The following is a 12,170-nucleotide window of genomic DNA, read 5'->3' on the forward strand; positions in this document are numbered from 1 at the left end:
GCAGAAGAAGAGACAAAAGCTCTGCTGCCAAGCGGGTGAGGAAACCCCACCCGCCTACGCGGTGGGGTAGTTCATTCGGAGAAACAAGCCTTCCTGGAGCGATGGCGCGATATTCTGGCCCCCTATTCTCTGGGCTATCGCCTTCGGCTGTTGTCGCAATTGGTGCGGCGGAAATTTCAGGCCTACCTCGAGCCCTTCGGCCTGAGCACCTCCCAGGGGGTGGTGCTTTGCTGCCTCTGGAAAGAAGACGGGATCCCCACCTCCACCATCTGCGAGCGCCTGCAGCAGTCGGGGGGCACCATAACCGGTGTCTTGGACGGCATGGAGAAACGGGAGCTGATCCGGCGGCAGCGGGATCCCAAGGATCGGCGGATCTGGCGGGTTCACCTCACCCCTGCCGGAGAGAAGTTGAAAGAAACTTTACCCCCTCTCACTGGGGAGTTGCGGGAGCAAACCTACGGCTGTCTCAGTCTAGAAGAACGGGCAACCCTGTCGCGGCTGGTGGATCGCCTGATTGCCCACTTGTCGGAGGAGTCGGATGCCACGGTGGTGGCAGAGCTGAACCATAGCTTGTCCTAGTGTTTACCCAATCCCTATCCTTAGCTATGGGTTGATGGTTGAGCCGATGGGGATCCCTGCAGTGTTGCTCCTGGATTGTTCTCCCTCAAGTCTTTCCCCGGCTGAGGCGCGGGAGAAATTGCTGTATCTGCTGGCCCAACTGGCCTACCGCGAGGGATCCTTTACCCTCACCTCCGGGCAGCAGAGCTCCTACTACATTAACTGCAAGCCAGTTACCCTCCACCCCCAGGGAGCCTACCTGGTGGGATCCCTGCTGCATCGGCTACTGCCCCCTGAGACCGAGGCAGTTGCCGGCATGACCTTGGGAGCGGATCCCTTGGTCACGGCGGTGGGTTTGGCGTCTCTGCAGGCTGAGCCGTCCAACCTGGCAGCCCTGATTGTCCGCAAAGAGCCCAAGGGACATGGCACACAAGCCTGGATCGAAGGGCCGGAACTGCCGGCGGGCAGCCGGGTTTGGATCTTGGAAGATGTGGTCACCACTGGCGGCTCCGCCCTCAAAGCTGTAGAGCGGGTGCGGGCAGCGGGCTATCGGGCAGAAGGGATCCTGGCTTTGGTGGATCGACTGGAAGGGGCAGAGGCCCGTTACCGCGAAGTAGGGATCCCTTTTCGCCGCCTGTTTACCCTCGAAGAGGTGCAGGCTTGCCACCGGGCTGTCTGCCAAGGTTGGAGGAGCTAGCTTGGAGGGATTCTGTCTCCTCTGGAGCTGTCCATCCAACTGCAAAAGTGACAGCATAGGCGGTGGAATACTTGGTTGGGCAAAAGGGCATAGCCATGCGCATGGGCAGACTCAGTGGGATCCTCCTCCATCCAACCTCTTTGCCAGGGCCATTTGGCATCGGCGACCTGGGGCCGGCTGCTTACCGGTTTGTGGATTTTTTGGTGGAGAGCGGCCAGCGCCTCTGGCAGGTGCTGCCTCTGGGGCCCACCGGCTGGGGCAACTCCCCCTACATGAGCTTTTCCGCCATTGCCGGCAACCCGCTGCTGATTAGCCCAGAGCTGCTGGTCAAAGCCGGTTGGCTGGAACCCAACGGCTGGCAGGATCTGCCCCAATGGCCGACCATCCAGGCGGGGAATGGCGAGCGGGTGGACTACGAAGCCGTGATCCCCTTCAAGCTGGGCTTGTTGCGCCGCGCCTGGGCCACTTTCAAAGACAAGGCCACCGCCGCCGACTGGGAAGCCTTTCAAGCCTACTGTGCTGCCGAGGCCGACTGGCTGCCGGACTACGCTCTGTTCATGGCCCTCAAAGAGGTGTATGGTGACCAGGAGTGGACCCAATGGGATCCGGCCCTGGCACAACGGGATCCCCTGGCTTTGCAAGAGGCCCGCGACCGCTATGCCGATGCCATTACCCAACAGATGTTTTGGCAATACCTATTTGCCCAACAGTGGGGATCCCTGCGGGAGTATGCCCATCGGCATCAGGTGCGGCTGATCGGCGACTTGCCCATCTATGTCGCCCCCAACAGTGCCGATGTGTGGGCCAACCGCGAGCTGTTTCACCTGGATGAGCAGGGACGGCCCCTGCAGGTAGCCGGCGTGCCCCCCGACTATTTCAGCCCCACTGGGCAGCGCTGGGGTAACCCTCTCTACAACTGGGAGGTGCTCAAGGCTCGCGGCTACGACTGGTGGATCCGGCGCATCCAGGCCATTCTCAAGCAGGTGGATTGCGTCCGCATCGACCACTTCCGCGGCTTCGAGAGCTACTGGGCCATCCCTGGCGAGGCGGAAACAGCAGTAGAAGGCGAGTGGCAGAAAGGGCCGGGGGCTGACTTCTTTCAGGCGTTGGCCGACCGGCTGGGGGAAATTCCGGTGATTGCCGAAGACCTGGGGGACATCACGCCGGAAGTGTTGCAACTGCGGGATCAATTTGGCTTGCCCGGCATGAAAGTGCTGCTCTTTGCCTTTGGCTCGGGGCCCGATAACCCCTATTTGCCCCATAGCTATGAGCGCAACTTCGTCGTCTATACCGGCACCCACGACAACAACACCGTGGTGGGCTGGTTTCATGACCCAGAACGCCCGGAGTGGGAAAAACAAAATCTGTTGCGCTACCTGGGCTGCCAGGGATCTGACGGCATCCACTGGGATCTGATTCGCCTGGCCCTGGCTTCCGTGGCTGACCTGGCCATCATTCCCCTGCAAGATGTGATGGGCCTGGGGGCAGAGGCGCGCATGAACTTCCCCGGCAGGGCCGAGAACAACTGGGCCTGGCGCTACCGCGAGGAGATGCTGCGGCCGGAGCTGGCCCAGCGGCTGGCGGAGCTGAGCGTCACCTACGGGCGCATCTCCCCGCAAGACTTGGAGCAGCGGCGGGCAGCCTTGGCCCAAGAGCGGGCAACAGGGTCTTCTCAAACTACCCCCAACTTTTCCTGAGCTGCTGAAAAATCCTGGGTATCTCCCATCAGCAGTTCCAGACGCTCTTCAGTGGCCTCTTTGGGCGCGAGTTCGCCCACAAGGCGGCCCTTACGAATCACCAATAAATGAAATAAAGCGCTGATTTATCATGTTGCTTCCCAGCCGAATAGAGCGGGGCTGTGGCTCCTGATAGCTGCTATTGTCTGCAGGGCTCCTTCATCTGGTCTGACCAGCCCACAAACGACTAATGATGCAACATCCAGGGTCGCCCACAAGATTGGAGTCGATACCTTCGGGAGTTTGAGTCAGAGTTTGAGTGCTGTTCCCGCCTGATCAACTTAGGTTCTCTTTCACCCTTTGGAGCTGGCAAGGAACTAGAAAGTTGAATCATGGGAACCGAAATAAGACGCTTACCCTCTTGCTTACAAGTGGGGCAGTACGCTGGATCCCGGTATTGAGACAGAGGTCGCCATAACTCAAACTCACCACAGCTTTGACACTTAAACTCATACAGGGGCATCTTCTTACTCCAACACTTGAGAAAGATATCAAGATGGCTCGAAACATCTAAGAACAGCTAAGGATTTACCTGGGTAGGATATCTATCTCGAAGATTTGTGTAGGAATGGCCACCGTACAGCAAGCATTAGGAATATCGACGATCCCGCTCACCCTGCCCTCCACGGGTGCAGAACTGAGCAGGAGATAAGCTTGTTCTCCCGTAAAGCCAAACTTTTTCAGATATTCGATGGCATTTAAGCAGGCACGTCGGTAAGCAATGTGAACATCCATATAATGTTGCTTACCTGTAAACTCGTCCACAGAAATGCCCTCAAAGACAAGATATTCTGAGTAACGCGGCTCTACAGGGCCAGGCTTAAAGATGGGATTAACCAATCCGTACTTCTCGACGCCACCCTTAATTAGATCAACATGGAGATCGATATAGCCTGACATTTCAATGGCGCCACAAAAAGAGATCTCTCCGTCCCCTTGTGAGAAGTGAATATCTCCCATCGACAGCTTGGCACCCTCCACGTAAACCGGAAAGTAGATCCGTGTTCCCTTAGACAAGTTTTTGATATCGCAGTTACCGCCGTGCTCCCGTGGGGGCACCGTCCGGGCCGCTTCGGCAGCAACCCGCTCATACTCTGACTTGGGCAGGGTTCCCAAAATCGCGTTCTTGGGATTGGGCAAGGCGGCCAGCACAGGCTGATTACCAGATAGGCCCGCGCCGTAAGTGCGCAAATCAGGAGCCGAAGCAACCAGCTCAGCCTCCCGCTTGTTCCAAGTTGCCAGCAACTTGTGGGATGGAGCGCAGCCGATGAGGCCAGGGTGGATAATGCCGGCAAAGCGCACATGAGGAATGTGTCTGGAAGTGGTGTAAATACCCTGAAAATCCCAGATGGCCTTGGCCGCATTGGGAAAATGATCGGTGAGGAATCCTCCGCCATTTTCTTTGGCAAAAATACCCGTAAACCCCCACTCGTCTCCCGGCAGTGGCCCAATGTCCAGCAGATCGACGATCAGGATATCTCCAGGCTGGGCGCCGTTAACCCAAATAGGCCCACTTAAAACATGAACAACACTTAGGTCAACCTGCTCAATGTCGGAAGGATCATCGTTGTTCTTAATTTGTCCATCCGTCCAGTCTTTACACTCAATTCGGAAGACTTCGCCGGGGTTCACAGAAACCACCGCAGGGATGTCAGGATGCCAGCGGTTGTGACCCGGCAGATCCTGTTGATCCATCGGCTTGGTCAGGTCAACTTTAAACAGCGTTTTGGGCATCGGATCTATCCTTGAGCCGTCGCTCTGGAGTCAGGCTGCAGATGCCTAAAAGTGTATCTCCGATGAAGGAAGCAATACTGTAGTAAGGGCTACAGTTGATAGTGCTGTTGTCTACAATCGTATGGGCAGGAGAACGGCTTAGATCGACAGGCTGTTTCACCTCGGTTCAAAGTAACTATAGTCATTGCAAACGGTTATGAAACAGCTTGCTGGTTGATCTCTAGCTCCCCTCTCCCCTTGCGGGAGAGGGGTCGGGGGTACCAACACCCCCTGCCGGCAAAGGCGAACGCGTCAGCGGCGCGGAGCGCTTGGGACGGCAGCGAAGAGTCTTAACCTTGTTTGAAACGACTATGGACATTTCAACCAGATTCAAACGAGAAGCTGCTGCTGGAACAGGTAGCCTAACCGCCGCTAGTCCAGCGCTCGCGCCTGGGCCAGGAACTCCGCCACCGTCAGGGATCCCCAGTCTTGGCCGTGGCGTTGGCGCACGCTCACTGTGCCGGTTGCCTGTTCTTTTTCTCCCACAATGAGCATGAAGGGGATCCTGGCCTTCTCGGCGTTGCGGATCTTTTTGGGCAGGCGGTCGCTGTCGGCATCGATGTGGACGCGGATCCCCTGTTCCCGCAGGTGATCCCGCACCTGGGTGGCATAGCCCAGGTATTGGTCGGAAACGGGCAAAATGCGCACCTGTTCCGGTGCCAGCCAGAAAGGAAAATCCCCGGCATATTCCTCGATGAGGATCCCAATGAGCCGCTCCAGCGAGCCAAAGGGAGCGCGGTGGATCATCACCGGCCGCTGCCGGGATCCGTCTTCGGCTATATAGTACAAATCAAAGCGCTGCGGGTTTTGGTAATCTACCTGCACCGTGCCCAACTGCCACTCCCGATCCAGCGCGTCGCGGAAAATAAAGTCCAGCTTTGGCCCGTAGAAAGCCGCCTCCCCAATCCCTTCAAAATGCGGCATTGATAGCTTCTCCACCGCTCGCCGAATGGCATTTTCGGCCATATCCCACTCTTCCGGGGATCCCAGGTATTTATCGGACTTGGGATCGCGGAAACTGAGGCGGGCGCGAAAATCTTTGAGTTTGAGCTTCTCGAAAACGACCAGAATGAGATCGACAACCTTGAGAAACTCTTCTTCCAACTGATCGGTGCGGACAAACAAATGGGCGTCGTCCACTGTGAAGCCGCGAACGCGGGTCAAGCCTCCCAATTCCCCCGATTGTTCGTAGCGATAGACGGTGCCGAATTCGGCATAGCGCAGCGGCAAATCGCGGTAGGAGCGCAGCTCCGATTTATAGATTTGGATGTGAAAAGGGCAGTTCATCGGCTTCATGACAAAGCCCTGCTCTGCCGCCCGCGCCTGCTCATTCTCCGCCATCATAGGGAACATGTCTTCCCGATACTTTTGCCAGTGGCCGGAGATCTTGAACAGATCCACGCGGGCGATGTGGGGCGTCACCACCGGCAGATAGCCCCGCTTGAGCTGCTCCTGCTTGAGAAAATCCTCCAGCACCCAGCGCAGAGTAGTTCCTTTGGGGGTCCAAAGGGGCAGGCCCGGCCCCACCTCGTCGGAAAAGATGAAAAGGCCCAGCTCCTTGCCCAGCTTGCGGTGATCCCGCCGTTTGGCCTCTTCCAGCCGCCGCTTGTATTCCTTCAGCTCCTCTGGCGTCTCCCAGGCGGTGCCGTAGATGCGTTGAAGCTGGGGCTTGGTCTCATCCCCCCGCCAATAGGCGCCGGCCACGCTGAGCAGGTCAAAAGCTTTGGGGTTGATCTCCTTAGTGTTTTCCACGTGGGGGCCGGCACAGAGATCCCACCACTCGTCCCCCAGATGATAAATGGTGATCGGCTCGCCTTCGGGGATGCTGTCTAGGATCTCCAACTTGTAAGGCTCGCCGAGGGCTTCAATGCGGCGTCTGGCTTCTTCCCGGCTCACCTCCTCGCGGATCACCGGCAATCCTTTCTTGATGATCGCCTGCATCTCTTTTTTGATGCGCTCCAGATCTTCCGGCGTGAAGGGCTGGGGATGGTCAAAGTCGTAGTAGAAGCCGTAGTCGGTCGTCGGGCCGATGGTGACCTGGGCCTTGGGAAACAGCTTTTGCACCGCCATCGCCAAAACGTGGGAGGTGGTGTGGCGGATGCGCTCCAGCTTGGGAGATTCGTGGGTACGCAGCAGCTTGAGAGGGCTGTTGGCCTGCTGAGGCGACGCGGCTGGTTGAGACATCGGAACCCGCTTAACGACAAAAAAACGACTATCCGTGTCCCTATCTTAGGCTGAGCCCAGGGCAGACGGGATCCCAGGCGGGGGGAATTGCCCCCTTGAACCTCAGTCCACAACCCGGCCAGGAAAAAGGGGGGAAAGCACACAGTATTCTAGAAGTGTGGCAACCCCTTCGATTCATGGTCTCTTCGCTCGCCAACCTTGCCGAACGCTCTGCCGCCGCCTCCGAAGCGAAACCGGTCTCCTCTTCTGAATCTGGAGTTGCTCCGGTTATCGCCGCCATCGATGTGGGCAGCAACTCCCTGCACATGGTGGTGGTGCGCATCAATCCCCACATCCCCAGCTTCACCATCATCTCCCGCGAAAAAGCCACCGTCCGCCTGGGAGAGTTTTGCAGCCAAACGGGCGCCCTGACGCCTGCCGCCATGGAACGGGCGCGGGTGGCTCTGGAGCGGTTTTGCCGCCTTGCTGAAAGCTTTCAGGTGCAAGATATTGTTGCGGTGGCCACCAGTGCCGTGCGCGAAGCCCCCAACGGGCTGGAATTTTTAAAGCGGATAGAACAGGAGCTGAGCCTGCGGGTAGAGCTGATCTCAGGCCAGGAGGAAGCCCGCCGCATCTACCTGGGCGTGCTCTCGGCCATGGAGTTCCACAACCGGCTGCACGCGGTGGTGGATATCGGCGGCGGCTCCACCGAGCTGATTCTGGGCAACGGCCAAGAGCCGGAGTTCCTGCGCAGCATCAAGGTGGGAGCGGTGCGCCTGACCCAAGCGTTTTTGCGCCACGACCCACCCACCCCTGCCGAGCTGCAGGCCCTGCGACAACACATCCGCGGCATGCTGGAAGCTCCCATCGAGCAGATGAGGCGCATCGTTGCTGCTTCCCAACAGCCGGGATCCCTGACCTTGGTGGGCACCTCCGGCACCATCGAGTGCCTGGCCCAGTTGGATGCCCGCCGCCGCTTGGGTGCTCCCCCCACTCGCCTGCAGGGGTATGAGTTCAGCCTGGAAGCCCTGCGGGGCTATGTCAAAGAGCTGCGCTCTCTCACGGTAGCCGAGCGGCAAAAGCTGCCCGGTCTGGGAGAAAGACGCGGGGAGATCATCCTGGCCGGGGCGGTCATTTTGGAGGAGGTGATGAGCCTGCTGGGGGTGGAGCGGATCCAGTTTTGCGAGCGGGCGCTGCGGGAAGGGCTGATCGTAGATTGGATGATCGGCCAGGGGCTCATTGAAGATCGGCTGCGCTACCACAGCTCGGTGCGGCGGCGCAGCGTCCTCAAGTTGGCGGAAAAATACCAGGTGGAGATCCCCTATGCCGAGCGGGTGGCGGAGTTTGCCCTCAGCCTTTTCGATCAGACCCGCGGCATCCTGCACTCCTGGGGATCCCGGGAGCGGGCTCTTCTCTGGGCGGCCGCCATGCTGCACAACTGCGGCCACTTCATCAGCCATGCCGCCCACCACAAACACTCCTACTACCTCATCCGCCATGGGGAGCTCCTGGGCTTTAACGAAGAAGAGGTGGAGGTGATCGCCAACCTGGCCCGCTACCACCGCAAGTCGCCCCCCAAGAAGAAGCACGAGAACTTCCAGCGCCTCAGCGACGAGCGAGATCGCCAAGTGGTGCTGGAACTTAGCCCCTTGTTGCGCATAGCCTGTGCTCTGGATCGCCGCCGCCTGCAGGCCATCCAAGCGGTGCACTGCCGCTTTCAGCTTCTGGGAGAAGGCCCCCGCCAGATGGAGCTGATTTTGGATCCCAGGCATCCCAACGACGACTGTGCCCTGGAGCTGTGGAGCTTGAACGAGAAGAAAAAGGCCTTCGAGCAACAGTTCAAGCTGCAGGTGATTCCCAAATTATCCACCCAGATCCAGCGCAGCGCGGATCCCTTTGAGGCAGCCGTCTAGCCAAGGGGCATATAGTCGTTTCAAACAAGACGAAGACACTTTGCCGCCGACCCCCTCTACCCTCACCCCCGGCCCCTCTCCCTGAGGGAGTCAGCCCTCACCCCCGGCCCCTCTCCCTCAGGGAGAGGGGAGTTAGGGATAGTGCTCCGCGCCGCCGGCGCGTTCGCGACAGCATTGCGTAGTAATGACGACGCGGAGAAATGTTTTATTACCATTTGAGATGGCTATAACTACCAGTCTGCCGGTGATCGCCAATAGCTGGGCAATCGGATCGTACGCCTTTAACTACAGCTTGCGCCAGCGGGATAAAGTTTTCACGATGCTGCGCGGCAAGTTTTGCTCAGGGAGCGATGGTGATTGGCGAGGGGCTGGTTTGGGTGGCTCTTTGCCCGCCCCGCTCCAGGATCACCTCGATGAGGCCGTTGTTGACCGGCTGCATGTTGAAGGGCAGTTGTTGCTGGGTTTCATAGAGTCCGGGCGCCACCTCCCGCATCTCCACCTCTGGCGTCACCCCGACGATGCGAAAAGCTGCCCGCCCCCCTGGATCCCCTCGCATCGTCACTTTGAGGATCTCGCCCATGCGCAGGCTGGTGCTGTTGGTGGTAATGCTAAAAATCTGAGGCGGCCCAGCAGCGACAGGCCGAGAAGCTGGCTGAATGGTGGAGCGAGTTCCCTTGGATCCATCGATTGCAAAAGGGAAGATCTCGCGGTACTCCTGGCTGAGGCCGTCTTTGCTGAGCACAATTCGCAAAACAGGGTTGCTGGCTTGGTGGGTGGGGGCCACCACGTAGGTGCCCTCGTAGTGGTTGGGTCTCACTTCTCGCATCGGCTGGTTGAGGGCCAGATTCCCCAAATCAAACTGGGCGATCCCTCCCGAGTCCCCCCAGATGGCAATGGTGAGGATATCCCCTTCCACCAGGTCGCGCTGGGGATCCAGGCGAATCGCCGCAATGCGCGGATAGCGGTTGCCGGCTGCGGCCAGAGGAGCGGGGGTAGCCGGCTGCGGCAAAGGGACAGAAGCAGGTAACACCGGTTCTACCGACGGGGGAGCGACATTGCCCAGGGCCAGTTGAGGGAGCCGCCGCTGAACGCGGGTGCTGACTCCATTAAGGCTCAGTTGGATGCGGATATCGGGGCCGAAGGCGCTGTCTTGAGGGCCAAGGGTGTAAACGGCGCGGTAATAGCCGGGCTGCACCTCCTGCATGGGCAAGCCCCGCACCAGGTCGCCAATATCCACCGTGGCCCTGCCGTTGGGAGTACCCTGGGCCTCAACGGTCAAGGTTTTCCCTGCCGGCACCACTCCCGACTCAGGGATAACCCGCGTTTGCAAGATTTCGGGTTGGATGGTCTCGGCCACCGCAGCGGGAGAAGGCCGCAACTGCACCACCGGAGGCGGCAAGGGTGGAAGCTGACCGCGATACACCAACGCCTGATGTAACAGCACCGCCCCCTCAGCTCGGCTCAGCACCCGATTGGGCCGCAGCCGGGCGGGATCCGGCACATTCACCAATAGCCCCGCTTTGCCCGCCATGGCCACAAAGGCCCGTCCCACCTCCGGCACCTCAGCAGCATCGCTGTAGAGAGCCATCCATTGCTCTATGGCCTCTGGGCTGGGAGGTGGTAACTGCAATGCCCGCACCAAAATGGCTAGGGCTTCCAGGTGGGTGAGATCTCCTTGCGGACGAAACTCGTTGCCCTCATACAGGCGCATCGCCCCTGCCTGCAGCACCGCCTGGGCCGTCCAATAGTCGGGGGTATTGGGCTCGAGATCGCGAATTTCTTGCACCTGGTTGGGGTTGGGGATGTAGCCGAAAAACTCCGTCAGCCACTGGGCCAATTCTAGTCGGGTGAGAGTGGCCGACAGCGGCTCCTGGGTGAGCACCAGATCGGTCTGGCGCTCCAGCGCCGCCACGTAGGCATCGGCCCAGGCCAGTGAGGCTTGCTGCTCTACTCCTTGGGACCAAGCCGGCAGGCTGACGCTCGACCAGCCTAGCGTCCAACACAAACTCAGAGCTAGGGGCCACGAGCACCGCATAGCTGTTACTCCTGTTCCGTTGACATCCCCCCAGGGTCAGCTTACCTCAAAGTTCCGCCTTGCCCTCAAGCCCTCGATACCAGTTGGGATTGCGCCCTTTGGCAGTGGGATCCCCAACCCCCAGGCGTGCGGGCTCACCCTGGGGATCCCTGGGATTGAACTCAGAGGCTGTTAGGAGATCTGACCTATGCAAGATGGAGTCTGGCTTGCCGGCAAACGGCTTGAGCCATCGTCTTGTAACTTGTAGCTGTGCATGCAAATCCCTATCATTGTGTTATAGACTCAAAGAGCCCTTTTGCCCCTAGTGCAGGGAGGAGTTTCATGGCTGGCAACACTGGAGAGCGACCTTTTGTCGATATTATTACCAGCGTCCGCTACTGGGTTATTCATGCCCTGACCATTCCCGCTTTGTTTTTGGCGGGTTGGCTTTTTGTCAGCACCGGCTTGGCTTATGATATCTTTGGTACTCCACGCCCCAATGAGTATTTCACCGCAGAGCGGCAGGAGTTGCCGATTGTCAGCGACCGCTTCAACGCTCTCGAGCAACTGGAAAAGTTAACTCGCTAGGAAAGAGCAGGGCCAGGCTGGCAACTCTTTAGCTTAATCGGCGGGAAGCCCCACACTGTATTTGTGAACTGTATTTACTCAAAAGCAAATCAGTGTCGGGATAAAGGCTGTTTGTGCTACAATTGAGGAGAACAAGTTAAATCTCTGGAGAGTTTTCCTGACTTGTTCCCGACACAGGTCGCACGGTGGCACCACGCTAAGACCTCTGTACCAACAAGTCTGTGAAGCATGAAGACCGTGCTCTATCGGTTCGCGCAGTGTGGCGTAAGCCATGCTGTGCTGACTCAACGAAGATGAGGGTCGGGGATCGTTCACCTGTTGCGATTTGTAAATCTATTTTGTGTTCCAAGAGCCAGGATCTGGACTATGGCGACCAAATCTGTAAACAACCCTGATGAGCCCGTTTTTTACCCTGTTTTTACCGTCCGTTGGTTGGCGGTGCATACTTTGGCAATTCCAACCGTTTTCTTTCTGGGAGCTATTGCTGCGATGCAGTTTATTCAACGGTGAACCCCATGGCTGATCAACCCGAAAAGAATCCCAACACCCAACCGGTAGAGCTAAACCGCACTTCCCTATACCTGGGCTTGCTGCTGGTGTTTGTGGTTGGGCTGCTGTTTTCCAGCTACTTTCTCAACTGAGACTTTAATCCATCTCCGGTCTTAAGTTGAGAAAAGCTGCAGGAATCAATTTCTTTTGGAGGCCAGTTGCTATGACTAGTCAGGCAA

Annotated in this window: 11 protein-coding genes; 7 read left to right on the top strand and 4 right to left on the bottom strand. The window is 58.3% G+C overall.

Annotated features, from left to right (window positions below; all coding sequences use genetic code 11):
- Positions 1–150: 150 nt before the first annotated feature.
- The 3 genes from NW841_RS06555 to malQ all read left to right on the top strand — a co-directional run bounded on the left by NW841_RS06555 (position 151) and on the right by malQ (position 2,952).
- Positions 151–579, top strand: a complete 429-nt coding sequence (locus tag NW841_RS06555; protein WP_414385904.1) for a MarR family winged helix-turn-helix transcriptional regulator — start codon at positions 151–153, stop codon at positions 577–579.
- Between the two features lie 46 nt (positions 580–625).
- On the top strand, positions 626–1,255 hold the full coding sequence (pyrE, locus tag NW841_RS06560; protein WP_414385913.1) for an orotate phosphoribosyltransferase: 630 nt from the start codon (positions 626–628) through the stop codon (positions 1,253–1,255).
- Between the two features lie 95 nt (positions 1,256–1,350).
- Positions 1,351–2,952 carry a 4-alpha-glucanotransferase gene (gene malQ, locus NW841_RS06565; RefSeq protein ID WP_414385905.1) on the top strand — a complete coding sequence of 534 codons (1,602 nt, stop codon included), beginning with the start codon at positions 1,351–1,353 and terminating at the stop codon, positions 2,950–2,952.
- Positions 2,953–3,178: 226 nt separating this feature from the next.
- Here the strand turns inward: malQ and NW841_RS06570 are convergent, their stop codons facing one another.
- From NW841_RS06570 to thrS, 3 genes are all read right to left on the bottom strand, one after another.
- Positions 3,179–3,454 carry an FmdB family zinc ribbon protein gene (locus tag NW841_RS06570; protein WP_414334727.1) on the bottom strand — a complete coding sequence of 92 codons (276 nt, stop codon included), beginning with the start codon at positions 3,452–3,454 and terminating at the stop codon, positions 3,179–3,181.
- Between the two features lie 65 nt (positions 3,455–3,519).
- Positions 3,520–4,725, bottom strand: a complete 1,206-nt coding sequence (fmdA, locus tag NW841_RS06575) for a formamidase (RefSeq protein ID WP_414385906.1) — start codon at positions 4,723–4,725, stop codon at positions 3,520–3,522.
- Between the two features lie 411 nt (positions 4,726–5,136).
- Positions 5,137–6,948 carry a threonine--tRNA ligase gene (thrS, locus tag NW841_RS06580; RefSeq protein WP_414385907.1) on the bottom strand — a complete coding sequence of 604 codons (1,812 nt, stop codon included), beginning with the start codon at positions 6,946–6,948 and terminating at the stop codon, positions 5,137–5,139.
- A gap of 176 nt (positions 6,949–7,124) precedes the next feature.
- On the opposite strand from thrS, the gene NW841_RS06585 reads away from it, so the two are divergent.
- Entirely contained in the window at positions 7,125–8,840 is a 1,716-nt protein-coding gene (locus NW841_RS06585; protein ID WP_414385909.1) for an HD domain-containing protein, read from the top strand.
- A gap of 340 nt (positions 8,841–9,180) precedes the next feature.
- Here the strand turns inward: NW841_RS06585 and NW841_RS06590 are convergent, their stop codons facing one another.
- Positions 9,181–10,845 carry an S-layer protein gene (locus NW841_RS06590; RefSeq protein WP_414385910.1) on the bottom strand — a complete coding sequence of 555 codons (1,665 nt, stop codon included), beginning with the start codon at positions 10,843–10,845 and terminating at the stop codon, positions 9,181–9,183.
- 351 nt (positions 10,846–11,196) lie between these two features.
- Between NW841_RS06590 and psbE the strand changes: the two genes are divergently transcribed.
- The 3 genes from psbE to NW841_RS06605 all read left to right on the top strand — a co-directional run bounded on the left by psbE (position 11,197) and on the right by NW841_RS06605 (position 12,083).
- Positions 11,197–11,442 carry a cytochrome b559 subunit alpha gene (gene psbE / locus NW841_RS06595; protein WP_011431225.1) on the top strand — a complete coding sequence of 82 codons (246 nt, stop codon included), beginning with the start codon at positions 11,197–11,199 and terminating at the stop codon, positions 11,440–11,442.
- 366 nt (positions 11,443–11,808) lie between these two features.
- Positions 11,809–11,952, top strand: a complete 144-nt coding sequence (gene psbF / locus NW841_RS06600; RefSeq protein ID WP_414364828.1) for a cytochrome b559 subunit beta — start codon at positions 11,809–11,811, stop codon at positions 11,950–11,952.
- A gap of 5 nt (positions 11,953–11,957) precedes the next feature.
- Positions 11,958–12,083, top strand: coding sequence for a photosystem II reaction center protein L (locus NW841_RS06605; RefSeq protein WP_011431223.1), 126 nt, complete (start codon positions 11,958–11,960; stop codon positions 12,081–12,083).
- Positions 12,084–12,170: the final 87 nt, after the last annotated feature.

The organism is Synechococcus sp. H60.3 (assembly GCF_047462295.1).
Taxonomy (GTDB): Bacteria; Cyanobacteriota; Cyanobacteriia; order Thermostichales; family Thermostichaceae; genus Thermostichus.